This window comes from Bacteroidia bacterium, from assembly GCA_033391075.1.
Taxonomy (GTDB): Bacteria; Bacteroidota; Bacteroidia; order J057; family J057; genus JAWPMV01.
Genome location: JAWPMV010000001.1, coordinates 4666988 through 4692432, shown reverse-complemented (window position 1 = coordinate 4692432; position 25445 = coordinate 4666988). Strand labels below are relative to the sequence as shown.

Genomic DNA, 25445 nt, shown 5'->3' with positions numbered 1-25445 from the left:
AAGCCTGATAAGATTTTATTCATGGATATAAGCTTTAGTAACTCTCCTCTCTTTATTCTCCTGATCATAGCATTGGCAGCTGGTCTGTCCTATTTTATGTATAGGGGAACGTCGGAAATCCTTTCCCGGAGATGGAGAATATTTTTAGGAGTATTTCGATTTGTGGCCTTATGCCTGATAGCTATTCTCCTGCTAAAGCCCATGATGGTTATGAGAAGTTCGGTGGAATATCCGCCTGTCATCGCTTTTCTCCAGGACAATTCAGAAAGCTTACTGGTTCAGAAAGATTCTGCATTTGTCAAAAATGAATATCCTGCGCTTGTAAAAGATTTGCAGGGACAGTTCAGTGGAGATAACTTTGATTTCCAAATGTTTGGTTTTGGAACCTCTCTGGAAAGTAAAGTGGAGCTCGATTCCCTGAACTTCTCAAAAACCGGAACCAATATTTCGCAGGCCTTAAAAGACCTGAAGAAATTATATCAAAACCAGAATCTACAAGCAGTGGTTCTGGCTTCTGATGGGATTCTGACTTCAGGAATCAACCCGCTGTATGGCCTGGAAGGAAATAAAGTCCCTATTTATACGGTCTTGCTCGGAGATACCTCCGACCAAAAGGATATCATCATAAAAGAGGTGCTTTTCAATGAAATAGCCTACCTCAACAATGATATGCCTATACGGGTAAAAATCCAGAGTAATGGATTTGACCGTGCTCCCTTACAGGTCCGATTGAGAAACCGGGACAAAGTACTGGAAACCCAGACGTTAAATCTTGGGAGTGCGAAAAATCAGGGGGAACTCACTTTCCTGGTGAAACCGGAAGAGGTGGGATTACAACAATTTCGAATTGAGGTGAGCCGGCTGGAAAATGAAATTAGCTATAGAAACAATAGCCGCAATTTCTTTGTCAATGTTCTGGAGACACGAGTAAAGATTGCCCTCTTCGCAGGTTCTCCTCATCCGGATTTGGGCGCTTTGCGAATTGCTTTGAAGCGGGAGAAAAGCTATGAGCTGGATGAATTTATTCTAAAACAATCCGGCTCCTACTACCTGAATCCCAATACCGTAAACCTCGAGGACTACGACCTCTTTATTTTACACAATTGGCCGGGAAGCTCTGCAGATAAAGCTATGGTGGCCAAAGTAAGCGAACAGATCAAAGAGCAAAACAAGCCCGTTATGTATTTCTCAGGGATTTTTACTGACCTCAGAAGTATGCAGCCTCTCTTTGAATATATGGCAATAAGCCCCAAAAGCTATAGCCCACGCGCAGAGGAGGTTATCCCGGATTTTAAAAAGAAATATAGCAACCACTCTACCTTTACCTTTGCAGACAATTGGTTACAATGGGCCAATAGTGTGCCTCCGGTATACCGAAATAATTCTGCCTGGGAAGCCAAGAAAACAGCTGAGGTATACGCTACCGCCAAGATCAAGAATGTTCAATTGGATTATCCGGTATATGCCTTGCAAAATCATCTGGGTAGAAAAAATATGGTATTTCTTGGTGAGAATTTCTGGCGTATGCGTGCTCACAGCTATACCGAATCCGGAGACTTTGAGCAATTTGATGCCTGGTTGTTCAACAACATCAAATGGCTGATTGTATCAGATGACAAACGGAAATTCAAGGTCAATCCTTCCAAAAGAATATTCACCGGTTCTGATCCCATTCTGTTTAGTGGACAGGCATATGACGATAGCTATAATCCTTTACCCAAAGTAGCTATCAAATTAAGCATCAAATCTCCGGATGGGAGCTCTACGGATTATTTCCTCAATGAAACCCAGGACGCTCAATACTTTATCGAGATTCCCAAATTGGAGGAAGGCACCTATTCCTATACAGCAGAAGGTCGAAAAGATAATGCCATGATTGGTACAGATCGGGGGCAGTTCTCTGTGGGGAGGTCAAATGTTGAGCACTTTCAATTACAGGCTGATAAGGACTTGATGGAGCAGATATCCCTGCGTACGGAAGGAGACTTCCTGTTTGCCAGAGATTTAGCTCAGCTTTCTGCTAAACTCAAATCACTGCCGGGTATGAAACCTCAATTGGATACCCGAAGAAGCCGAACCCCTTTCCACAATTTCCCCTGGATATTGGGGATTCTACTTTCACTGCTTTCAATAGAGTGGATAGTACGTAAGCTTAATAGTTTGCTATAACAACATTCCCTGCCTTTCCTAACAGAGGTAATATAACTCCCGTTTTCTCAATTGTTTTGATTGTTGATAATATTATGTTTGATAGTAATCCAATCATTGAATCAAATAATGGGTCGTTTGCAATCAGGGTATCAAAGTATTATTCGACGAGGAATTGACCTTGGTCCCGATCACATGCGGAGTGTAAGTAAGATTACCAATACGGTATTACTGTATATTCTGGTAGGTGGGCTTGCGGCTTTTTGTATTTCCTGGAAGACTCAGATGTTCTTGCTGAGTATCAAGTTGGTTACGGTTGGAATATTTGCACTTTCCTTTTTACTGATTTACCTCCGGAAATTTGGTCTGCTTGATTTGGTACGTTTTGGTGCCCTGGCGGGTCTGAGTATTTCCCTATACATAGTTTGTGCATATTTTGAATCGAGAAATGGCTTGCAAAATGGCTTTTATATTTTTGCTTTGCTTCCCTTCTTGATTTTTTCGCATGCTGAGGTTATAAAACGAGCGATATCCATAACTTTTGCAGTAGCGCTTTATGGACTTGTTCTTTTTGAGATCTTTCCCTTCTTTCCTCAAAGTATGGGGACTCCTCAGGATGTTTTCCTCTTCAATACCCTATTAAATGTTTTGGTTTTTGTCAGCCTTGTAGCAATCATTCAGCATTATTATGAGGCCAAACAAATGAATACAAACAGAATAAAGGCTGACCAGTATATTTTAAAAGAAGCACAGGGAATAGCCAATTTGGGGAACTGGAGTTGGGACCCTTCAAGCAATTATTGGGAATGGTCAGATGCGGTTCTGGATATTTTGGGTATGGAACATGGAAGCTCCCTAACGATCGGGGATGTATATGGCCTTATCCATCCGGCTGATCGCCTGAAAGTACAGAATACCCTGAGAAATGTTGTAGAGGAGAGCGAACAGGTACGGCTGGAATTCAAAGTATTTACTGCCCAACAAGAGGAGAGAGATTTGCTCATGATATTTAAGCCCATAAAAAATGATAGAGGCAAACTCATTTGCGTCAGAGGGATTTTGCAGGATATCAGTATGCAAAAAGAAATTGAGGAGAACCTGATAAAGGCTAAAGATGCTGCCGAGGCTGCTACTCGTGCGAAGTCGGAATTCCTGTCTACCATGAGTCATGAGATCAGAACTCCACTCAATGCAGTGATAGGGATGGCAGGCTTACTTGCCGAAACTCGCCTGAATGATACCCAGGAAGATTACCTGGATACCATAAAAATAGGGGGAAACAACCTCCTTTCTGTGATCAATGATATTTTGGACTATTCCAAAATCGAATCTGGCAATATGGAGCTGGAATTTATTGATTTTAGATTTAGTGATCCGATTGATAATGCCCTGGATTTATTAGGACCTAAAGCCCGTGAAAAAGGATTGGAGTTATTGGCAATGTTTGGAGACAATATGCCAGATTTCATCAAAGGGGATATAGTCCGAATTCAGCAAATACTTGTAAATCTTATTAATAATGCGATCAAATTCACAGAAAAAGGAGAAATACTAGTACAGGTTAGATGCAAGGGAAGGTGGGAAGAAGGACATGTCCTCCAGTTTTCAGTAAAAGATACAGGAGTTGGAATTCCAAAAAACAAGATTCACCGTTTATTCCGTTCCTTTTCGCAAGTAGATGCCTCGACCAATCGAAAGTATGGAGGCTCGGGTTTAGGACTGGCTATTTGCAAAAGATTGGTAGAATTGATGCAAGGAGAAATATGGGTCCAAAGTGTAGAAGGTGAGGGCACAGAATTCTTTTTTGAGATCAAAACCTATAGCAGCGAGAAAAAAGAGGAGAAGAAAAAATTACTTTCCCCTGAAAATAAAAAGGAAGAGCTGATCCAGGTACTTTTGGTTGATGATAATACAACCAATTTGAAGATTCTTGAGACCCATTGTAAAGCCCTGGGGGTGCATCCGATTTCCACCATTAGTGCCGAAGAAGCCTGGGAGCATTTGGGGACAAAAAATGAGATAAAACTGGTTATAACCGACCTTCACATGCCGGGCATGAACGGGATAGATCTGGCCAGGAAAAGTCGGGATGAATTAAAAGATCAGGGCCCACCCTTTATCTTATTAAGCTCGGTAGCGCAATTACCTCCAGAGTCAAGAAGTGGGCTTTTCAGGGCCCTCCTGACAAAACCATGCAGAAAGTCTCAGTTGAAAAAGGTGATTACAGAATGTCTGAGCAATAAAGCCCCCGAAAAGAAGAAAAAAGTCCAGGAAAAGTCAGATATGCTGGTGAATCTGGCAAAGCCTATAGAGATTCTGATTGCAGAGGATAATCCAATCAACCAAAAAGTGATAAAGAAGATTATGGGGAAACTCGGTCTTCATGCAGATATTGCCGGGAATGGACTGGAAGTACTGAAAGCAGTAGGAGAAAAAAGATATGACCTCATCCTCATGGATATGCAAATGCCTGAAATGGATGGTTTGGAAGCTACAAGAGAAGTAAGGAAACTGGATAGTACCTCATTGCCCCAACAGCCTATCATCATTGCACTTACAGCAAATGCTATGGAATCTGAGAAAAGGGACTGTTTTAAAGCAGGAATGGACGATTTTTTGGCAAAGCCTGTTCGTTGGGAGCTTTTGGCCGAAACCCTGGAAAAATGGTTTGGTAGGGAAACTGAGCTTATGAGTGTCCATAAACAACAGTAGGAATGCTTTTTATCCCTGGTAAATATTCCTTATATTTTGAATTATAAACAATCTGATCTTTTGTGCAGTTAGTAGGGTATAACACCTGAAATATGTCATGTATTCATCCGAGCTAAGTTTGAATTGTTAAAATACTGGTGAATCCAGTACAAAAATCACAATTATTAGTTTGGATATGTGTGCTAAATCTGCGTAATTGCCGAGCCAAAAATTAATATGTATTTCATTATTGAGAGATTTACAATCAATAGATTATTGGAGTAATTTTTGCTGAAACAAAAATCTTCGGATAGCGGCCATTGTTTGGCAAATAGAAACAAATTGACTAATACGAATTCGAAAGCAAGAACAACAGAAAACACAAGGTAAGCCGCAAAACTCAGGGAAATTCTAAATAAGCACTTTGAACACACAATGTGAACATGGTTCCATGCATCACAGGATATCGCGACATGGACCAGTAATTCAGAATTATTGAATCGTTAACTATTGAGTATTTAGCAAGAAAAGAAAAGAAATAAGGAATCATGTACGAAAATGCTTTTCCCTACCAGTTTCTCCTCGATTTGAACAGTTTATCGCGGGGACAATCCATTCCCAATGCGTTAAAAGAGCTTTTAAAGCAACTTGACATAAAAGACTGCCGTAAGCTGGAAGAAGCTTTGGCACTGGAACTTCAAAATGCCCCTTTAGGCAATCAGAAGGACCAGGATTATTATATGTTTATTGCAAAGCAGGCCCTTTTATACAGTTTTTATCGCCGAGATACGGAGGGTTATAAATTTGTTATGGACATTGTGCGTCATCGCAGCAATTCTCTCAAGAATGTACAGCATGCCACTATGAACCATGAGGGCTGGGAAGCCTATCTGGATTTGTTGATGATCTCTTTCGACCGCCAAATCCGTAAAACCTCTATAGATAATTTCGAAACCCACATCAGTGCCATCGAATGGCAAAAAATAGATGAATCTCTGATTTCTGATGTATCTTCCCTGATTGGTTATGTATATCTTAATGAAAATAACAAAGATCAGGTAAATAAGAGTAAAATCTGGCTGGACAAAGCGCTTAGAGAAAGTAATCCAGAACACAAACTCTCTGTGTACTTTTTCCTGATCGCATTTTATATCCAACAAGAAGGAACAGACATTCCTCAGAAACTACAGGATCTTATCCATGAACTTCCAGAAATAAGGGATAGTATGGATACTCCGATTGGCCAGAAGATTTATGATTATGCTATTTATGAGTTGGAAACCAGTGTCGTAAATGGGACTTTCTCCAAAAATTATGATAGCAAGCAACTGATGTTGGAGGACCGCCAGCAAAGATTGAGAGAAGTTGAATCTCAATTTCACCAGGTCCGCGAGAATCTTCCAGCCTTTACGCAGGCAAGAATCCTTAGTTTCGTAGGGAGCCTCTATCGCCAGTTGTACGGCATGACCAATGATAATTTAGAGCAGGCGAGTTTCTCTAAGCATGCGGTAGAGAAAATTGAGAAAGCCATAGAGATTTCAGAAGAAAGGAATGATGAGAATTCTGCTATGAAGTACAAGCTGCAAAGATCTGTAGCGATGTACGAGACGGGTCGTAATCTCACAGAAAAAGATCTTAAAGAGACTGTCCAGTTTTATCGGAGAAATCAGGATTATCCCCTGTACATTGAAGCAGCCAAAAGCTATGTTGATCATGTACGGCTAAACGGAAATCCGCAGAAGTCCTATGAGTTGATTTCAAATATCCTCAAACAAGGAAGTAAGCGGATTGAGGAAGGAGGCGCAAACCTGATCATTTCCGGATTGAGCCTGGCCAATCAGGTATTTTTGATAGAGGCCAAAGAACCCGGTGTTTCCTGGATGGTCGATATCCTGGACGAATTTTTTGATAAGGTTGCCGAGATCATTGACAGCATAGAGGAAAATCTTGAGTTTTTCAGCAAATCTCAGATAGATGAGCTCTTGTCCATCTATATGGATATGGAACCCATTTCTCACTTTAGCATACGGACATATTTCAAGTATCAGTTGTATGAGTTGAAATCCTTGAGAGTATCTGCTTTGGTTAGCAAAGATGCGATTGCCCTTAGGTTGAGCGAACAACTGATCAAATCCTTCGAGAATAAAGACAATCCTTTGAGCTTTATTCAAGGCGATTGGAAAGAAGGAGAGTTCAAAGACGTACCCAATTCCGTTCGAAATAAAACTATCAATAAATGTATAAATATCAGCAAAGGGGACCTTCCTTTAGCTGCTGAGCATCTGAATTTCTCCTACAGAAACCTCAGATCCTATATCACTTTCAAAGAAGTAAATCGTCTGGGCTTTTTCCTCAGCATGCAATTGACCAATAATAAGCAGCTGGAACAAGGAATCCGTTATATGTTCTTCGACTTATACAGAGCCGGAACCATCTTTGAAGTTGTATTTGATATGCCAAAATTCCTGGTGGAAAATGCCCAGGATGGATTCTTTGCACAGGACCTGGAGCAAAAGCTCAACATTAAAGGTACCACGGCAAAGAAGTATATCAAGATCATGATAGAGAAAGGAATTATCCGTCAGGATAAAGCAACAGGTCGTAAACATTTCTACCGACTGATCAGAGAGAATGTGATGAACAGACTCGGAAAAGAACAGGCGATGATGATAAGAAGTGTTTAGGTATCCTGAAAAATAAGAGAAACCCGGCCTTAGGTCGGGTTTTTTTTATGCAAACTTTTCTGCAAAGCCCATCAGCCCACTCCCTCCTCCAGAATGGATGATACAAATATTTCCCATGAGCTGCTGTTCATTTATCTGCTGGAAAGCGTTTTGGAAAAGCTTGGCATTATAGATTGGGTCTAATAAAAGACCTTCTTTAAGGGCCATCTCACGGATGATTTTCAGGACTTCCCGATTGATGGAACCAAATGATTTGGCGGATGGGGGATAGTAGAGATGCAGGGGTGGAAATTCCGAAATCTTCTCTCCGAATATTTCCTCCCAATCTCGGGCATATGTATGTAGTTGCTGAAGAAATTCTTCCTTTTCACCAGCCATAAGGGTGACATGGATATGGGCCGGATGTTTAAGCTGACTTTGAGCGAGGATCATTCCCGCTGCACTCATACCCGTACCAGCGTCCAGAAATAGATGAGAAAAGGACAGCTTCAATTCCTCCTCATTTCTTCGAAGATCCAGCCCAAGACTTCCTGCACCTGCGAGCGAAGCCTTACAGGAAGCACCTTCAGGTAAAATAAATGCTGCTGAACCATATTTATCCAGCAAATAGGCCTCTGCATGTTTCCAGCTTGCCGAATCAAGGTATTCAATTTCCTCCTCCTGTATTAATAGGTGCAACAAAAATCTATTTCCCTTCTTTGCAGTGGGATGAGATTTCTTTACGCATACTTTGAAACGAATGCCTCTCTCCCGTAACAACTGGATAATGGCTGGTAAATGATTGGAATGCTCTCCTCCCATAAGAATCACTTCCTTGATTCCCCTTTGCTCCAGATAAGGAAGCAGAGAAGCATATTTTCTTCTTTTAGTCCCCGAAATGGAAAAACCTGTCTCATCTTCCCTTTTTACATATACCTTTTGATCAGCAGAAGAAAAAGAATGTAAGGCATGGACCCTACTTTGACCCAAAAGCTCAGGATCGCTTAAATCGAGGATTTTCTCTTTCAATTTTTGGTATGTAGCTATTGATCCCAAAGCCCTTAAATTATTGTTGGCGGATCAATTTACGCAATTCAAATAAAGCCTTGACCTTGCCCCTTAAATTTCTCTATATTTGGCACTCGACTAAGACATCCTTTTATGACATTAATTTCCTCTATTTCTGGAATCCGTGGTACGATTGGGGGGCAGGTAGGACAGAACCTTACTCCCATTGATATCGTGAACTTTGCTTCTGCTTTCGGTACCTGGCTTTCCTTGAAAAGAGCTCAGAGTCAAACCGTTGTGATTGGAAGAGATGCCAGGCCTTCCGGGGCTATGGTTCAGGGCCTTGTATCAAATACCCTCATTAGCCTGGGATTTGATGTAATTGATCTGGGACTTTCTACTACGCCTACAGTGGAAGTTGCCGTACCAGAATATAAAGCCGCTGGTGGGATTATCCTTACAGCTTCTCATAATCCGGTGGAATGGAATGCGCTAAAACTCCTGAATTACAAAGGAGAGTTTATTACGCATAAGGACGGTTTGGAGATTTTGGAGATCCTTGAAAATAAACTCTATCCCTTCAAAGAAGTTCGCGAACTGGGCGTAATTAAAGAGGTCAAAGACTTTTCTGCTACTCACATCAAGATGATCAAAGAGGTCAATCTGGTAGATTCCTTTGCCATTGAGAAAGCCAATTTGAAGGTAGTAATAGATGGAGTAAATAGTACAGGAGGTATTTATGTGCCGGAATTGCTGGAAGCTTTGGGGGTGAAAGACATCGTGAAACTAAATTGCGAACCTACGGGTTGGTTTAGTCATAATCCCGAACCTGTCAAAAAGAACCTGACCGAGATTTGCGAATTCATCAAAAAAGAAGGCGCAGATATCGGGATAGCAGTTGACCCGGATGTGGATCGTCTGGTATTGGTAGATGAAAATGGGGAGCTGTTTGGAGAAGAGTATACCCTTGTGGCAGTGGCTGATTATGTATTGAAGCATAACAAAAGTGCTGTCGTATCCAATCTGTCTTCGAGTCGGGCTTTAAGAGATTTGGCAGAAAGACATGGATGCAGATATTATGCTTCTGCAGTAGGTGAGGTGAATGTGGTTGAAATCATGAAGCGAACTGATGCCCTGATAGGAGGCGAGGGAAATGGAGGAATCATTTTCCCCGAATTACATTATGGGAGAGACGCTCTGATCGGGATTGCTTTATTTCTTTCTCATTTGGTGAAAAGCGGGATGAAGTGTAGCGAATTGAGAGCTACTTATCCGGATTACTATATGTCCAAACAAAAGCTTCAACTGGAAGCAGGTATGGATGTGGATAGTATTCTGGCCACTTTCAAAGAAAAATACAAAGACCAAAAGCCCAATGATATCGATGGCGTAAAAGTTGATTTTGAGGATTCCTGGGTTCACCTTCGTAAATCCAATACGGAACCTATTATCCGAATCTATACCGAGGCCCAGAGTCAGGATGCTGCCGATACGCTCGCCAATCAAATCATTGATGAGCTAAAAGCCAGTCTTTAAGCACCTAATTTCAGGATAATTTTGCCAATATTTTTATTGGCTTCTATGTATCGATGTGCTTCCTGGACATCTGTCCAGTCGTAAGTGCTATCGATTACAGGCTTTATTTCCCCTGAAGAAAAAGCAGAAGCAAAATCCTTTTGCAGGTCCTTCGCGAGTGCAATTTTGTAGTTTATATCTCTTGCCCTCAAGGTTGATCCCTGTACCCGTAAACGCTTGATAAGCACTTTTGCCAGATTGATCTCACTATGCATTCCTCCCATAAAAGCCAGCACCACCAATTTCCCATCTGGAAGCATCACATCTAGGTTCTTGGGAAAATATGCTCCTCCTATGGGATCAACGATAAGGTTTACACCTTTCTGTGGATGTTCTTTTTGGATGAAAGCAGCGAAATCCTGGGCTTTGTAATCAATGCATTGATCTGCTCCCAGAGAGCGACAAGCATCATGTTTTCCGGCAGAGGCTGTTACCCAAACCTTTGCGCCCTTAGCTTTAGCCATTTGAATGGCTGCTGTACCCACACCACTTGCTCCTGCATGCAATAAAACCGTCTGCCCAGTTTCCAATTCTCCTAACCAAAACATCGCCTGATAAGCGGTCATAAAAACCTCTGGCAGCCCTGCTGCTGTTTGCATATCCATATTTTCAGGGACAGGAATAGCCAAATCTTCATGGATGACGACATACTCTGCATATCCACCTCCCGGCAATAAGCCGCAGACCTGATCTCCTTCTTTCCACCTACTCGCTTGAGCTCCCATTCCAACTACCGTACCCGACATTTCGAGCCCCATGATCGGACTTGCTCCCGGAGGAGGAGGATATCGACCTTCCCTTTGCATGGTATCTGCCCGATTTAAGGCAGTAGCAGCAACTTTTACCAAGATTTCATGCGAAGCTGGTTCTGGACGTGGGAATTCGCCGATGTATAAACCTTCTGGGCCTCCGGGCTTGTCGATTAGGATGGCTTTCATAAACAGTTCGAGGGTGTTAGGGTATTAGTGTGTTAGGGTTCTAATATAGTTGATTATGCTTAGAAGTTTGCCTTTTGTTTAGGGTAATGGATTCCGCTAAGATACCTCCCTCTCATTACCCTAAAACGCTAACATCCAAACACACTAACACTTCCTCATCATTTTCAATTCCCTCTCCTTTGTTTCCTTCCTACTTCTTCCCGATATTTGAAGGATATTCAGATTTGAACAAGAATGCTATGATCATCTACCTGGACAATGCTGCTTCCACTCCTATGGATCCCGAAGTTTTTGAGGCGATGAAGCCTTACTTCCTGGATCATTTTGGAAACCCATCCTCTACCCATGCTCATGGGAGAACCTTACGAAATGCTATAGAAGATTCCCGCAGAACTGTTGCCAAACATCTGGGAGTTACTCCTGGAGAAATTTGTTTTACCAGTGGGGGAACAGAAGCCGATAATATGGCAATAAAAAGTAGCCTGGAAGCTTTTGACCTTGAGCATGTGATTACTACCCGGATTGAACATCATGCGGTGAGTCATACCCTGGAGGATCTCGAGGAAAAAGGGAAGATCAAGGTGACATGGTTGAGTGTGGATGGAAAAGGGCATATTGATCATGAAGAACTGCGGGAGGCATTGGCGACAAATTCCAGGTCTTTGGTTTCGCTTATGCATGCCAATAATGAATTGGGCACTCTGCATGATATCCATGCGATTGGAGAAATATGCCGCGAGTATGATGCGATTTTTCATTCTGATACCGTCCAATCGATGTGCAATCTCAAATACGATCTTGCCAATACACCGGTGGATTTCATTACGGCTTCAGCACATAAGTTTTATGGACCTAAAGGGGTTGGTTTCCTCTACATCAGAAAAGGCCTGAATGTACCGGGCTTTATTTCCGGTGGAGGACAAGAAAGAAATCGCAGAGCCGGAACTGAGAATGCCGCTTTCATCGTAGGCCTTGCATATGCTTTTGATAAGTGCTACAACAGCTTTGATAGCAAATCCGAAAAACTTTGGGATTTGAAAAACTATATGAAACAACGACTGATGGAAGTTTTTCCGGGAGTTAGTTTCAATGGAGAAACAGAGCCTGGACGATCACTTCCTACCGTTCTAAATGTTTCTCTTCCCTGCAACGAGAAAGATTGTATGCTTCTTTTTAACCTCGACTTGTCGGGCATCTGTGTTTCTGGTGGCTCAGCGTGTAGCAGTGGAGCCGTGATGGGATCTTTTGTCCTCCGTGAAATTGGAGTAGAAGGAGCACAACTCTTAAATGCAATTCGTTTTTCATTTGGGGTTCAGAATAGCCGGGAAGAAATCGATATCACCATCGAAAAACTCAAGGAATACGTTCCTATGCCCGTTTAAGCCTTGGCCATGACCCCGGAAGAACAAGCTGGTATCCTCAGAGCAAGCTTTCCCTTTTTGGGCAAAGAAGATATAGCCTTATTTATTTCCTATGCTGATTATCAGCTGTTAGGGAATAAGGATCGCCTGATTGAGGCCGGACAAATTAGCCGAAAAGCTTTTTTTATTTTGAAAGGCATGATAAGGGGCTACTTTATCAATGAGAAAGGCGAAGAAAAAAACATTTTTTTGCGACCGGAACATACAATCACCGGCGCTCCCGAATCCCTGTTTAGCCAAAGTCCAACCAAATATACTTTTGAGTCGGTAACAGAAACCCATTTGCTGATTTTCGATTATGAGAAAGTATTGGACCTGGGCTATGAAAATCCGCGCATAATGCAGGTGTTTCTGCATTCTTATCAGGAAAACATACAAACCCTGATCTACCGGGTCGAAACCCTGATCGATAAAGCTCCTGAAGAGAGATATGAGGCATTGTTGAAAAGAAGCCCTCAGTTTTTCGAAACCGCTTACAATAAGCATGTCGCCAATTATTTGGGAATTACGCCTGTATCTCTTTCCCGTATCATAAAGCGGCGCTCGGAAAATTAATTTTCCACCGATTAACATGTGTAAAGTGGCTTTGCCAAAATCTTGTGTACCTTGAGTAAACTATTACTCGCAATTTACTCTCATGGACAAAGCGCTATTCGGAATCGAAAATTTTGATGTTTACATGGTCGTCGGCATACTCGTTTTTTTTGGTATGCTGGAAATCATCTCTGGTTATCTTCACAGAACCCAAAGAACGGCCTCTGACTGGATACAGGAGGCTGGAGGCTGGCTGATGCTTGCCCTGGTTATCAAACCCTTGCTGGTTGTCATAGGAATTCCTTTCCTTGCTAACCTGATCGTTCCTGGGGCAGCCGGAATTTTGGCAGAATACAGTATGTGGTTAATATTACCCTTCTATCTTCTGATAGATGATGTGCTCCAATACTGGTATCATCGTTCGGCTCATGAATATGAGTGGTTATGGAAATTACACCGACCCCATCATCAGGCAGAAGAAATGGGTTTTTTCATTTCCTACCGAAATGCTGCTCTCTATTACATCCTCATGCCCAATATCTGGTGGCTATCTTTTGTTGTTTTTATGGGGGGAGCTAAAGCTGTTGCCCTGGGATTGATCCTAAAACAATTGGTGATCATTGGTTCACACAGTACTGTCCATTGGGATGAGCCTTTGTATAAAAGCAAAGTCTTTCGTCCAGTCGTCAATTTTCTCCAACGCATCATCATTACACCTGCCTTTCACCATGCCCATCATGGAAAATCTATGGTGGATGGAGTAAGTGATCCTAATGGCAACTATGGCAATATGTTTTCCCTCTGGGACCAAATGTTTGGAACAGCGACTTTTACCCAGCAATTCCCCTCTGAACTAGGTTTGATGAATGATCCTAAGGAATCCTGGGCTGCGGCTTATTTCTATCCGCTGGTAAAATCCAGCGATCCAAAAAGTGAACTGTCCAAAGGCTATACAAAAGAGAGTACCAAAAGCCTGGAACCCGCTATGGTCAAGTTGGAGAAAGGGAAAAACTATCTCTGGTGTCAGTGCGGGAAGAGCAAGAATCAACCTTTCTGCGATGGAACTCATCACGGAAGCAAGTATAAGCCTCTCTTGTTTACGGCTAAAAGAGATGGTGCCATAAAACTTTGTAATTGTAAGGCTACGAAAAAAGGACCCTTCTGCGATAATTCGCATGTTGAACTCAAAGCGGAAGATTTGAATTAGTATCTTCAAGACATAATTCACGATTATGTCTGTAAAGGAGCATTACGATTCTCATCTGGGAAATTTTTACGAATGGATGGCCGGGGATTTTGAGCTTGGTCGGGAATCTCAGGAACAATATTTTCGGGATAAAGGCATTTCCTCTGGTAAAGGAATTGCGATTGATCTGGGCTCAGGACATGGCTTTCAAAGCATAGCTCTGGCAAATTTGGGCTATGAGGTGAAAGCAGTAGATTTCAATCAACAATTGCTGGACAGCCTGGGGAAGAGAAAAGGCGAACTTCAGATCGAACTTTTTCAAAGTGATATCCTTTCCTACCTTAAAGAAACCCCATCAGCTGACTTGATTGTCTGCATGGGAGATACTTTGGCCCACCTTTTGAGCTTTGAAGAATTAGAACAAATGTTCCGAATGGTTTACCAAAGCCTTCGTTCCGGTGGTCAATTCATCTGCTCTTTTAGAGATTATCAGTTTGAGTTGAAAGAAGAACAAAGATTTATTCCGGTACGGGCTGATGAGAATCGCATACATACCTGCTTTTTAGAATACCAGGAAGACAAGGTAATCGTAACAGATCTTTTACACGAAAATGAAGGCGGAAACTGGAAGCAAAAAGTAAGTAGCTATCCTAAACTCCGCTTAAGCAAAGAAAGGATACTAAATCTCCTTGCTGGCTGTGGTTTCCAGCTTCAGGATACGGACGAAATTCGCAGAATGCATTATGTACGTTCGGCGAAATAAATAGATTCATTACGCAAAAATTCTTTCTGCATGTAAGATAGGAGCTGCAATTCCTTCTCTTAAAAGAAAATTTTAGCTGCTTTTAACTAAATTTGCATACTCATACGTTATAGCATCAGAATACGCTCATTCTAGAGGATTACCCCCAGGGTGCTATACACACCTTCCTTGCTACTTGTCCTGTTTATTAATTAGTAGAACCCTTTAGCCCAGGACCTTAATTGAATGGAAGGATCATCCATAGCTGTCTATTTAGACTTTGAAAATCTTGCGATTTCGGCAGATACAGTCTATCCGTCAAAACGCAAGCCCTTGTTGATAGAACCTATACTGGACTTTGCTGCCAGTAAGGGAGTGATATGTCTGAAAAAAGCCTATGCGGACTGGTCGAAGGATATGTTTTCCCAATACCAGACTCGTTTGATGGAGCAAGGCTTTGATCTGGTTCATTTACCAGAGACTAATTCTCAGGGGAAAAATGGTTCAGATGTTCGTTTGGCTATTGATGTCATGGACTATCTGGGATTATATGCAGAGGTTTCAACCTTTATTATCGGATCAGGTGATACTGATTTTATCCCGCTTATTCAGCGTTTAAGAGCAAGAGGGAAGAAGGTCATTGTAATGGGATTTGAGCATAGTGTAGGAAAGTTGGTGAAAAGGAATAGCGGGGAATTCAAATCTCTGGAAGAACTCATAGGCAAACCCGAAGAGGAATCACCTTCTTCTGATATGGTAGAGGAAATTGACAAGAGTGCCGGAAGGGATCTGGTCATTCGCTTTCTCAAAAGTCGAACGGATGAAGGCCCGGTTCTGATGGCCCGCCTGAAGCAACAATTGTTGAGACTAGACTCTTCTTTCTCTGAAAAAGATTTAGGATTTTCTTCTTTCAAAGCCTTTGTGAATTCGCTCTTGAATGATCTGGTGGAGAAGGTAGATACGACAGAAGATACGCTACCGAAGGTATATTTTCTGGAAGGAAAAATAGACATTCCTCCCCGAAAAGAAGTTTGTTCTCAGGACCAGGCTTCTCAATTTCTTACCAAAAAACTCAAGTACAATCCTTCTCCCAAACATCGGTTTAAAATCTCCAAAGCCCTTTGGATTTCTTACCAAAAACAGCCGGTTATGTCAATGAATGAAATGTTTGATTTTATTCAGGATACTGTGTCAGAAAAAATTGCCCGGACGGAGATCAAAAAATACATCAATACCCTCTTCACTGGAGGAGCATTTAAGCAACACGAAAAAAAGGCAAGCGGCCCTTTACTATCTCGTCAATTTGAACTCAGAACCACGGTTTTGAATGCGGAAGAGCTGGATCAGATCTATATTCAGCGTATCAGCGAGATTCTCCAAAGCAAGTATCCTGACCTGGAAGATACCAGTATTTTGGAGCTGCTTTTTGAAAATTGATCAGTCGCGCAAATTCATCTTTTGCATGGTTTTTGTTCTAGCTATAGTCTAGGATTCTTTGACTAAAAGTTCTCCTTGATAAAAGCTATACACTTCAAACGGTAAATCTGCCAGTTGGGGAAACTATGGCCTTCGAGCTAAGTCGAAAGAATTATATTGATTTGAATATTTGGGGTATTAAGGGAATACGGATGAATGAATATTCCCATATCCCAGTCTTACCAAAAAAAAATTATTTGTACCCTGGCGCAATGGCTGGACCTGTGAATGCTAAAACCAACCCCGCAACGGAAACTAAGATCCCGTTTGAACTACCGGAAGAAAAGACTTTCGTCCGGGGTAAAGATGTTGGCAATTCCACAAAAAGTACCATTCTGGAAGATAAACTACGCAATGAAGATGAACCTGTTCGTAGAAGGGCCAAAAAAACAAAACGGACAAAAAATACCAGTCGCAGGAAAAGTGTAAAGTGGGAGTGTCTGGAATGCGGTACAAGAAATCATAAGAAAGATAATCAATGCAGATCCTGTGGAGGAGTTTTGCCTACCATAGCCCTCTTCAAGGCATCTCGCAGAGCAATAAAGTTTGGCAATCCCATACGCCTGACCTGGGAGGTTGAAAATGCCCAGAAGGTCATCATCAATCCGGGTAATGAATTGGTGGAAAATATCGGGGTCCTGGATGTGGAGCCCATGGAGACTACCGAATATGTTCTCACAGCTTATAATGAGACGGGTAGCAAGCAACTTAGCACAAAAGTTACCCTCGCCCCTCCTAAAATCAATCAGTTTAAGGCCGCCGAGAAAGAGGTGACCGTAGGCTTTCCCACCATCCTGAGTTGGAAAGCATTAAATGCCGAGCATCTCGAAATCAATATGGATATCGGAGATGTTTCGGGCAAAGAATTTACAGAAGCTTATCTGACAAAACCTGGGACTTGTACCCTGATTGCCAAGAACAGGAGTGGCCAGGTTAAAGCTTCCATTGAGTTGACCATGCGGCGTCCGGAGATCATGAGCCTGACTGCCGACACACAAACAATTAGGCTCGGTAAAGCGAACCTCCTCATGTGGGAAGTACACAATACCGAACTTGTCGAAGTTTATCCATCACCCGGTAAAGTTGAGGACAATAAAGTAGAGGTGTTCCCGGATCGGACCACTACCTATACTTTACGTGCCATCAATCATGTCGGACTGATTGAGAAACGAATTAAACTGGAACTTCCTCCCCCGAAGATCCAGCATTTTGCGGGTGATTCTGAGCTTTCAACAGAAGGAGCACCTGTAACCCTTAGTTGGGATGTAGAAAATGCATTTGAGGTCTATATCGACCAGGATATTGGGGAGGTAGATATTACCGGAGAAGTCAAAGTGAAGCCTGAAGCTGCCTTTACTACTTACACTTTGTATGCTAAAGGGCATTCAGGTGAATCGCAAAAAACCTTCAACATCACTCGCTTTCCTATTCCCCTGGACGATGGTCTCGTCAAAAATGGGCAGGAAATCGATGAAACGCCGGATTTAAGAAACAACGATTTACCTATGCATTTAGAAGACTTCGAGGAAATGGAGAAGCAATTGCGCAAGGATATCAAGCAGCGCAAACGCGATGTCCATATTCAACGGGCCCAGAAAATGGACCTTACTGAAGACTTGCTGTCCCTGGAAAAAGCCACGCTAAGAGAAGAGCTTTCTGGCTTGTTTAAAAAACTCTTTGGAAAACGTAACAAAAAGTCAAATACCTGAGAAAATGAGCGATTTTTCTACTTATTATGCGGATGACGACAGGATTATAAATGAGAGGCAGGTGCCCGGAAAAGTTAAGCGATTTTTCTTTGCATGTGCTGGAGCTTATGTTCGAATCCTTGAAGTTACTCCCTCCGAACACACAAAATATGTGGGGATCGGTGCTACGATCTTCCTGACTGCTTGTATGGCAGTTATCTCCGGATCCTTTGCGATTTATACCCTGGTTGAAAATGCAGTGGTATCCTTCTTCTTTGGCCTCTTGTGGGGGGCATTGATCTTTAATCTGGACAGATACATTGTTTCCAGTATCAGAAAAGAAGGAAGACCCTGGTTTGAGATTGGATTGGCCTTGCCTCGTATGATCCTGGCAGTATTGATTTCCGTTGTGATCACAAAACCTATTGAGGTGGAGCTGTTCAACAACCAGATCAATTCAGAACTCTTTGCCTATACTGCGGACCTCGAACGCGAAGCAGAAGGTAAACTGGATCAGAAACTGGGGCTGGATTCTCTGTATAAAGAATTGCATGCAGTCGATAGTATCAGGCAAGGCTACAAAAAACTCAAAGAAGGGAAACCTACCTCCTTTGATTTTGGAGAAGTCAGCAATGAATACTACAAAGCCCAGACTACCTATGATAGTCTGTACCGCATCCATGGCCCTCGTATGGAAGCCAATGAAAAGCGACGTACCTGGCTGTGGAATAAATATGCTACTAAAGTATATGAGACGGATGCCAATGGCGAAAAGAAATTTGTAAGATGGGATTTCCCTCGTAAATGGCTGGAGCAAAGCAATCGCCTTTATAATATCAATAAAGATTTGAAAAAGCGGCTGAGTGATGCCAAGAAAAATGCCACCGAACTGGAGGCCAAAAGAAAAGATGTACGTGAGGCATTTGCCGAAAGTGTGTCTGAAGAAATCGGTATGCTACAGAGACAACGTACGGTCATCGCTAATCAGATAGCTTCGAAAGAGGAGCAGAGAGAAAAAGAATTGCCTGGAGCATTGGATAAAGCACAGAAATACGGCAAAGGATTTCCTGCCAGAATTCAGGTGTTGGAGAAAATGAAAGACGATGATTCTTCGATCTGGTGGATGAGTAACCTAATTGTACTCTTGTTTATCCTGCTGGAAACTTCTCCTGTATTCGTGAAATTGATTACAAGGAGAGGGCCGTATGACTACTTATTGAGTCGCATTGAGCATCATAAGAAAGTAGAAGCTCTCCGTCATATCTCTGATATGAATTACGACCTCAATGCAAGTATGCAGTTGCAGGCAAGAAACAATAGCAGCGTTGAAGAAGAGACTCCAAGTAGTAAACCTGCACCTATAAATGGCCATTCGAAGAAAGAAGAAGCCATTTCCAAGTAGCAAAATAAGTTCTTAACGATATTTGTCCTCTTTGTCTTTCAGGCATAGAGGACATTTTTTTTAGGGAGGATTGTAGCAAATACAGCTTTAAGAACTTCCAGATGTTGTATTTTTGAAAAAATAGACTGATTTTAAAGGAGAATTTCTAATCGGTGACAACGAGTTTTTTGTTTTAACTTGTGTGTTCCCCTGTTGGATATTGATACACAGACACTTAGCGACCCATTTACTCATTTCCTAAGACGAACTAAAAGGAAATAAATTCCTTATTCCATCGTTTTAGGTGATGTTAGAAATTATGTCGCTTTACTGTTTAACCTAAGTATCAAGCAATGGGAACTACAACCACCAAGGAAAAACTACCTACTTTTCCCGCTTACAGGATCTGTGAAATTGCACGAATACCTACTATTGCACAAAGTTCTGTAAAGCCATTTTACTTTCTACTTTTCTTCTTGACTTTCTCCCTAAGTCTTCCTGCTGAACCTTTGGAAAATTTGAGGAGTTGTACAGCAGATGCGGGGTCTATGAGCCCTGATTGCGCCAATGGAGAATTCTGCCTGATTGCCGGGCAGGTCGAAATAAGTGCCAGCTCCAATGGAAATGCTGTCATTCCAGCGGGCTATAAGAGCTTGTATATTCTGACCAAAGGAAGTGGACTCGCCTATATCGATTCTTCTTCCTCACCGATTTTCAGTGTCAGCCAGGCAGGGGTCTATCGCATGCATCATTTAGTGTATGAGGATGATCCTTCCAGCCCGGACTATTTAGACCTATCCTCTTTTAGTCCGGGACAAGACGATCTCAATGATCTGATCAGTCTTATAAACAGTACTGGTGTATGTGCGGATTTGGATCAGGCAGGTGTTTATATGCGAGTCCGGAAGTGTTTCATCTTTTTTCTCATCCAGGCAAGAGATGATTTCCTCAATACCCTGACAGATCAGCCGGTCATGGGGAACATTTTCAACAATGATCACCTGCAAACGGGTCAAAACTACGATCTGAATGTTCTGGGTGGTCCCTTCAATGGCAGCCTGGCCTTGAATCCGGATGGAAGTATGGTTTATGTACCCAATCCGGGCTTCAGCGGGGAAGATGAATTTACCTATCAAATATGTGATGATACCTATTGTCCGGCCAGATGTGTGCAGGCAACGGTTTATATAGAGGTGATCGATACCCAACCGACCAATAATCCTCCAGTGGCCAATCTGGATGCTGTCTGTATTCCGGAAGGAAGCAGCATAGAACTCGATGTTCGTTTCAATGATATAGATCAGGATGGAGATGCCTTACTGTCTCCAACTGCTCATAGTGCTCCTTCTTATGGAAGCGTAGTGTATGAGGCAAATGGAAATATCACCTATACGCCTAATGCCGGATTTACTGGCTATGATCTTTTTTCTTATCAAGTATGTGATGATGCCAGCCCTTCTCTTTGCGATATTGGATTGGTTACCATCAGGGTGAAATCCAGCCCCAATACAGGCAATCCTCCTATTCCTATGGACGATGCCATCACCATGCCCAGAAATACCGGTCGCTTCGGGCAAACCGTGATTGTTAATGATTTTGAACCGGATGGAGATGTTATCAATTATAGCCTGGATACGCCTCCAACGCATGGCAATGTAGTATTCTATTCCAATGGAGATTATGACTACATCCCCAATACCGATTATGTAGGTCCTGACTTCTTCGTTTATAATATGAGTGATGTGGATGGTTCGGCCAAAGCCAGTGTGATTATCACAGTACATGGTAATGGAAGTAGTTTCCCCGTAGAATGGTTAGACTTTACAGCCCGAGAGGGAGATAAGGGAGTAGAATTGGATTGGGCGACTGCTTCAGAATTGAATGCCAGCCATTTTGAGGTAGAAAGGTCAATGAATGGGGGAGATATCTTTACGAAAATCGGCCAGCTAGAAGCTGCAGGAACAAGTAGTGAGGTGAATTTCTACCAATTTCAGGATACTGATCTCCCTTTTTCTGTTAGGGGAAAATTAGTCTATAGACTTAAGCAGGTAGATTTGGATGGTGCTTTCGAATACAGCAAAAGCGTCGAAATCGAAATTGAAGCCCTTCCTGGCATTCAAATAAAGCTATTTCCTAACCCAGTACAGGATCAATTGAATCTAAGCTGGTCTGGTGATGTGCGGCTTTCCAGTATCAGTATCCTTAATCTTTTGGGAGAAGTGACTTACAAAAAAGAATGGGACCTGGCCGATAAAAGTGGCAGTGAGCAGGTGGATGTCAGCCAACTCAGCCCGGGTATGTACTTCTTTTATTATGAAGGAGATCGGGAGTCTGGAATTAGAAAAATTCAAATAGAATAAATGAAAGCCTCTGATAAATTCAGAGGCTTTTTTCTATTATGTATTGAATGATTGCAGTCTTCTTTTTTTGGAAGTAAGAGCTGTAAGAATAAATATCTTACTAACCTCGATCACGGAGTGCAATCGCGCGGTATTCAGGAGGCCGGGTTTAAGTTTGGAGTTTTTGCGCATAAGGAGATAAATCTGCTTGTCTTTTTCCTTATGTGCGTCATCTAACATGCTTGCGATAAGTTTTGCAAAACTATCTTGCCCAGTCTTTCCTTCCTTTATGTAAAAATCCTGGAAGATAAAGGCTCCTGCCGGGATATGAGTTTCAAAAATAGTGCTGTCTTCTTTGGTTTGCTTCATCCATGCATAAGATAGCAGCTGTCCATTTTCAGAAATGCTATATAATTTATCCTGGGATTTAAATTTATCCATTGCTTCAATGAGCAGACTCCTTCGACTCAGATGAGGGAATTTATCATCATAAAGCATTAGGTCCTGGTAAGACTGTTTGTTTACTATTTCGGAGAAATTTCGGCCAAGCTCATCAGAAAGGTTTTTAATGCGATATATCCGGAAAACCATCTTGCGAAAAAAACGAGATCCGATAAATGAAATAAAGCTTGAAAGTCTTAATTCCTTAATCCTCGAAAGATGATCCTGAGCTATTCTTTTTAAATGCGGCACTCCAATGATCTTTGGGAAGTAACGCTCAAGAACAGTCTCGACCATGCCTTTGATGTGTTTTGTTAGCTGAGCTTTGAGATAGCTAGATCGACTAAAATAAACCATCGGTTTTCGAAGCGGCGTATGATGATTGGCATAGCGATTTTTATAGCCATCTTTCCCGGGAGTTATATCAAAGGTTTTATAAGCATTTTCTGAGAGATGCCGGGCAAGTTCAGCTAGTAGTATAGTACCTGGTGATGATTTGAATTCTGTGGGATCAAAACTGATCATGCCAAGGCATAGCCTTTCTCCATCAGTCGTGCCACTATGAAAAGCCAGCAATTGATCATCCAGCCAAAGGGCACTATTGTGAAGGCCAGACGAGCCTTCCAATATAGCTTTTGAAAAGCCTATATTTCTGGGATCATCCGCAAATGGACGGACATTGTTTACGGCTTCTTTGCGGAAGTCGCATTGATGTTTAGCAAGCTGGAGTACCTCATATAATCTCTGAGGATCTTCAATAACTTCAAATTTGTATACCCCTCTTTTCTTCAATCGGCGAATTTTTGATTTCAAAGAGGAACTCTTCCAGGTTTTTGTGAGCTTGGCCTCATCCAACAGATTCCATTCCGGAGTCTCCTGGCAATCAAAATCCAGATAAATTCCCAGCTCTTTTAAATTAATACCTAGCAATGGCTCGAAGGAGACATGAGGCGGTATCCACTGCCATTCCCATTTTTTCAAGGGGAATTCTGCCTTAAGTTGGGGCAAAAGCTTTGAGAAGAATTCTGTCGTGTCTTCCGGTCGGGCTAACCATCCATGGTATTCTGCATAAACCGATCCTGCATGCGTGAGATATCCTTCAGACCTGTGAAGGGCAAGTGGGACAAAGGCGCGGAGATTAGCTTTCTCATCTCTGGAAAAGCCAAGAACTGGCTGAAATAAGTCAGCATAATGTTTGTACCAGCATTGTACAAAATCGGGTTCCTGCAATGTGCTGAATCCCGGAGTATGATCCGCTAAATTCAACCATTCCTCCAGGAATTTTTTATCCTCTATGAGTCCAAGGGCTTTCGATCCATGAAGAATATGAATTGTCTGCATCTTTGGCGTTTTGGCGACTTCAAAATAGGCTGCAGTACTGAAAAGGAAGTTTCAGTACCTAGTTCTTCACGACGAATGGGTGGGTTTAGGAAAGAGGGATTTTTGCGTATATAATATACCCGCATTCCTAATGCTAAGGGTATTGGTTTTTATCTACTTAGTCAAATATATTGGTCTGAGTGGTTACTTTGTTTGGGTGAAATCACTATTATTTGTTGGGAATGGGTTTTTTGATTCGACTGTATTAATATTTCGAAATTGGTAATTTTTCTGTGAGGCCTATTAAACCTTTTTTGTTAATAGATAAGGACTGTCGAAGTATTTTGTCATTTCCTGCATAACATATCCACTTTCTTTTACCCGGATTGAACTCACTTTTTCATAAAAAACAGAGAGATATTAGCAAAAGCATCCTAAACGCTAAATTTTTATGCGAAAATTTCCCCTTAAGGTCAATATTTGCTAATTTTATCAGCAATGGCAAAGGTGAAAACAGTATATGTGTGTCAGGAATGTGGCACCTCTCATTTAAAATGGTCCGGCCAATGTAGTGGCTGTGGACAATGGAGTACCCTGGTTGAAGAATTGACTCAACCCAAAGCTCAAAAAGGCATAGGAGCAATCCATGCAGGTAGAAGTTCTAAGCCCCGGAAACTGGCAGAGATAGAGTCTGTTGGGGAAAAGAGAATGATCAGCCCTGATGCTGAAATGAATCGAGTGCTGGGGGGAGGAATCGTGGAGGGTTCTGTTACGCTTTTAGGGGGCGAACCGGGGATTGGCAAAAGTACCCTTATGCTGCAGATCGCTATGCAGTTGAAAGGGAGGAAAATTCTCTATGTGAGTGGGGAGGAAAGCGAGCAGCAGATTAAACTCCGTGCTGAGCGTATCCCCGCTGAGAATGATCAATTATACATAGTCTCGGAAACCCATCTGGAAAAGATTCTCAAATTTTATGAGGATATGCAACCGGACCTCATTGTCATTGATTCTATTCAGACGGTTTTTACCGATAATTTGGATTCCGCTCCGGGCAGTGTTTCACAGGTGCGGGAATGTACTTCTCGACTGATCCGAGTTGCCAAAGAGCTACACATCCCCATGTTCCTGATTGGCCATATAACCAAAGAAGGTAGCCTGGCTGGTCCCAAGGTCCTGGAACATATGGTAGATGTGGTCGTGAGCTTTGAAGGAGATCGACACAATAGTTATCGGATCATCCGTTCTGTGAAAAATCGCTTTGGAGGCACACATGAACTCGGGATATATGAAATGCTGGCAGATGGCTTAAGAGAGGTGAGTAATCCTTCAGAAATCTTTCTTTCTGATTTTGACGAAAATTTTAGTGGAGTATCCATCGCCGCGACCATGGAAGGGATGCGTCCATTGCTGATTGAAACCCAGGCACTCGTTGGGCCGATGGCTTATGGAAATGCTCAGAGATCAGCTACAGGTTTTGACCTGCGCAGGCTCAATATGCTCCTGGCCGTTTTGGAAAAAAGGGCTGGTTTTAAGATGGCAGAGAAAGATTGTTTTATCAATATAACCGGAGGCCTCAGGGTAGAGGATCCTGCCATAGATCTGGCTTTGATATGCTCAGTCATTTCCTCTTTACACGACTTATCCATCAGTCCCAAAACGGTATTTTCTGCTGAGGTTGGGCTATCTGGAGAAATACGGGCTGTGAGCAGATTGGAACCTCGTATAGCAGAAGCTGAAAAGTTGGGATTCAAAGAGATTTACGTAGCAAAAAGTTCCGCATCCGGTTTGGCCAAGCAATTTAAAGACATAAAAGTCATCGGAGTAAGCAAGCTGGAGGAGGTTTTTCGATCGGTATTTTCCTGATAAATAAAGCTTTAGTACATTTTTTGAAACT

At 42.2% G+C, this 25445-nt stretch carries 16 protein-coding genes; 13 read left to right on the top strand and 3 right to left on the bottom strand.

The features are described 5' to 3' along the window. The first annotated feature begins 21 nt into the window (after window positions 1-21). The 3 genes from R8P61_18695 (at window position 22) to R8P61_18685 (ending at window position 7523) form a co-directional block, all read left to right on the top strand. The gene (locus R8P61_18695; GenBank protein ID MDW3649105.1) at window positions 22-2169 is read left to right on the top strand and encodes a hypothetical protein; all 2148 of its coding nucleotides are present in this window, start codon (window positions 22-24) and stop codon (window positions 2167-2169) included. A 108-nt stretch (window positions 2170-2277) separates the two neighbouring features. Beyond that, a complete protein-coding gene (locus R8P61_18690) occupies window positions 2278-4860 on the top strand; it encodes a response regulator (protein MDW3649104.1) in 2583 nt (860 codons plus the stop codon). Between the two features lie 527 nt (window positions 4861-5387). Then, window positions 5388-7523: a hypothetical protein gene (locus R8P61_18685; protein MDW3649103.1), complete on the top strand. Its 2136-nt coding sequence runs from the start codon at window positions 5388-5390 to the stop codon at window positions 7521-7523. Window positions 7524-7568: 45 nt separating this feature from the next. On the opposite strand, the gene R8P61_18680 is transcribed toward R8P61_18685, so the two are convergent. Then, window positions 7569-8531: a pyridoxal-phosphate dependent enzyme gene (locus tag R8P61_18680; GenBank protein MDW3649102.1), complete on the bottom strand. Its 963-nt coding sequence runs from the start codon at window positions 8529-8531 to the stop codon at window positions 7569-7571. A 132-nt stretch (window positions 8532-8663) separates the two neighbouring features. Between R8P61_18680 and glmM the strand changes: the two genes are divergently transcribed. Continuing rightward, window positions 8664-10046 (top strand): phosphoglucosamine mutase, encoded by a 1383-nt coding sequence (glmM, locus tag R8P61_18675; GenBank protein MDW3649101.1) that lies wholly within the window; start codon window positions 8664-8666, stop codon window positions 10044-10046. Here the strand turns inward: glmM and R8P61_18670 are convergent. After that, window positions 10043-11023, bottom strand: coding sequence for an NAD(P)H-quinone oxidoreductase (locus R8P61_18670; protein ID MDW3649100.1), 981 nt, complete (start codon window positions 11021-11023; stop codon window positions 10043-10045). The genes glmM and R8P61_18670 overlap by 4 nt on opposite strands. 239 nt (window positions 11024-11262) lie before the next feature. Between R8P61_18670 and R8P61_18665 the strand changes: the two genes are divergently transcribed. The 8 genes from R8P61_18665 to R8P61_18630 all read left to right on the top strand — a co-directional run bounded on the left by R8P61_18665 (window position 11263) and on the right by R8P61_18630 (window position 21811). Next, complete coding sequence (locus tag R8P61_18665; protein MDW3649099.1) at window positions 11263-12405, top strand: cysteine desulfurase family protein; 1143 nt, start codon at window positions 11263-11265, stop codon at window positions 12403-12405. A gap of 9 nt (window positions 12406-12414) precedes the next feature. After that, a complete protein-coding gene (locus R8P61_18660; protein ID MDW3649098.1) occupies window positions 12415-12999 on the top strand; it encodes a Crp/Fnr family transcriptional regulator in 585 nt (194 codons plus the stop codon). An 82-nt stretch (window positions 13000-13081) separates the two neighbouring features. Next, a complete protein-coding gene (locus R8P61_18655; GenBank protein MDW3649097.1) occupies window positions 13082-14185 on the top strand; it encodes a sterol desaturase family protein in 1104 nt (367 codons plus the stop codon). A gap of 25 nt (window positions 14186-14210) precedes the next feature. Continuing rightward, entirely contained in the window at window positions 14211-14927 is a 717-nt protein-coding gene (locus R8P61_18650) for a class I SAM-dependent methyltransferase (protein MDW3649096.1), read from the top strand. Between the two features lie 225 nt (window positions 14928-15152). Next, on the top strand, window positions 15153-16343 hold the full coding sequence (locus R8P61_18645) for an NYN domain-containing protein (protein ID MDW3649095.1): 1191 nt from the start codon (window positions 15153-15155) through the stop codon (window positions 16341-16343). Window positions 16344-16606: 263 nt separating this feature from the next. Then, a complete protein-coding gene (locus R8P61_18640; protein MDW3649094.1) occupies window positions 16607-18091 on the top strand; it encodes a hypothetical protein in 1485 nt (494 codons plus the stop codon). A 4-nt stretch (window positions 18092-18095) separates the two neighbouring features. Further along, window positions 18096-19472: a DUF4407 domain-containing protein gene (locus R8P61_18635; GenBank protein ID MDW3649093.1), complete on the top strand. Its 1377-nt coding sequence runs from the start codon at window positions 18096-18098 to the stop codon at window positions 19470-19472. A gap of 332 nt (window positions 19473-19804) precedes the next feature. Further along, the gene (locus R8P61_18630) at window positions 19805-21811 is read left to right on the top strand and encodes an Ig-like domain-containing protein (protein ID MDW3649092.1); all 2007 of its coding nucleotides are present in this window, start codon (window positions 19805-19807) and stop codon (window positions 21809-21811) included. A gap of 36 nt (window positions 21812-21847) precedes the next feature. On the opposite strand, the gene R8P61_18625 is transcribed toward R8P61_18630, so the two are convergent. Then, window positions 21848-23572, bottom strand: a complete 1725-nt coding sequence (locus R8P61_18625) for a GNAT family N-acetyltransferase (protein MDW3649091.1) — start codon at window positions 23570-23572, stop codon at window positions 21848-21850. Window positions 23573-24049: 477 nt separating this feature from the next. On the opposite strand from R8P61_18625, the gene radA reads away from it, so the two are divergent. Then, the gene (gene radA / locus R8P61_18620; GenBank protein ID MDW3649090.1) at window positions 24050-25414 is read left to right on the top strand and encodes a DNA repair protein RadA; all 1365 of its coding nucleotides are present in this window, start codon (window positions 24050-24052) and stop codon (window positions 25412-25414) included. Window positions 25415-25445: the final 31 nt, after the last annotated feature.

Bases quoted from the DNA above. Each gene is read 5' to 3' on its own strand.
- R8P61_18695 (MDW3649105.1), top strand. From the start codon at position 22: ATGGATATAAGCTTTAGTAACTCTCCTCTCTTTATTCTCCTGATCATA.
- R8P61_18690 (MDW3649104.1), top strand. From the start codon at position 2,278: ATGGGTCGTTTGCAATCAGGGTATCAAAGTATTATTCGACGAGGAATT.
- R8P61_18685 (MDW3649103.1), top strand. From the start codon at position 5,388: ATGTACGAAAATGCTTTTCCCTACCAGTTTCTCCTCGATTTGAACAGT.
- glmM (MDW3649101.1), top strand. From the start codon at position 8,664: ATGACATTAATTTCCTCTATTTCTGGAATCCGTGGTACGATTGGGGGG.
- R8P61_18670 (MDW3649100.1), bottom strand. From the start codon at position 11,023: ATGAAAGCCATCCTAATCGACAAGCCCGGAGGCCCAGAAGGTTTATAC.
- R8P61_18665 (MDW3649099.1), top strand. From the start codon at position 11,263: ATGATCATCTACCTGGACAATGCTGCTTCCACTCCTATGGATCCCGAA.
- R8P61_18660 (MDW3649098.1), top strand. From the start codon at position 12,415: ATGACCCCGGAAGAACAAGCTGGTATCCTCAGAGCAAGCTTTCCCTTT.
- R8P61_18655 (MDW3649097.1), top strand. From the start codon at position 13,082: ATGGACAAAGCGCTATTCGGAATCGAAAATTTTGATGTTTACATGGTC.
- R8P61_18650 (MDW3649096.1), top strand. From the start codon at position 14,211: ATGTCTGTAAAGGAGCATTACGATTCTCATCTGGGAAATTTTTACGAA.
- R8P61_18645 (MDW3649095.1), top strand. From the start codon at position 15,153: ATGGAAGGATCATCCATAGCTGTCTATTTAGACTTTGAAAATCTTGCG.
- R8P61_18635 (MDW3649093.1), top strand. From the start codon at position 18,096: ATGAGCGATTTTTCTACTTATTATGCGGATGACGACAGGATTATAAAT.
- R8P61_18630 (MDW3649092.1), top strand. From the start codon at position 19,805: ATGGGAACTACAACCACCAAGGAAAAACTACCTACTTTTCCCGCTTAC.
- R8P61_18625 (MDW3649091.1), bottom strand. From the start codon at position 23,572: ATGCAGACAATTCATATTCTTCATGGATCGAAAGCCCTTGGACTCATA.
- radA (MDW3649090.1), top strand. From the start codon at position 24,050: ATGGCAAAGGTGAAAACAGTATATGTGTGTCAGGAATGTGGCACCTCT.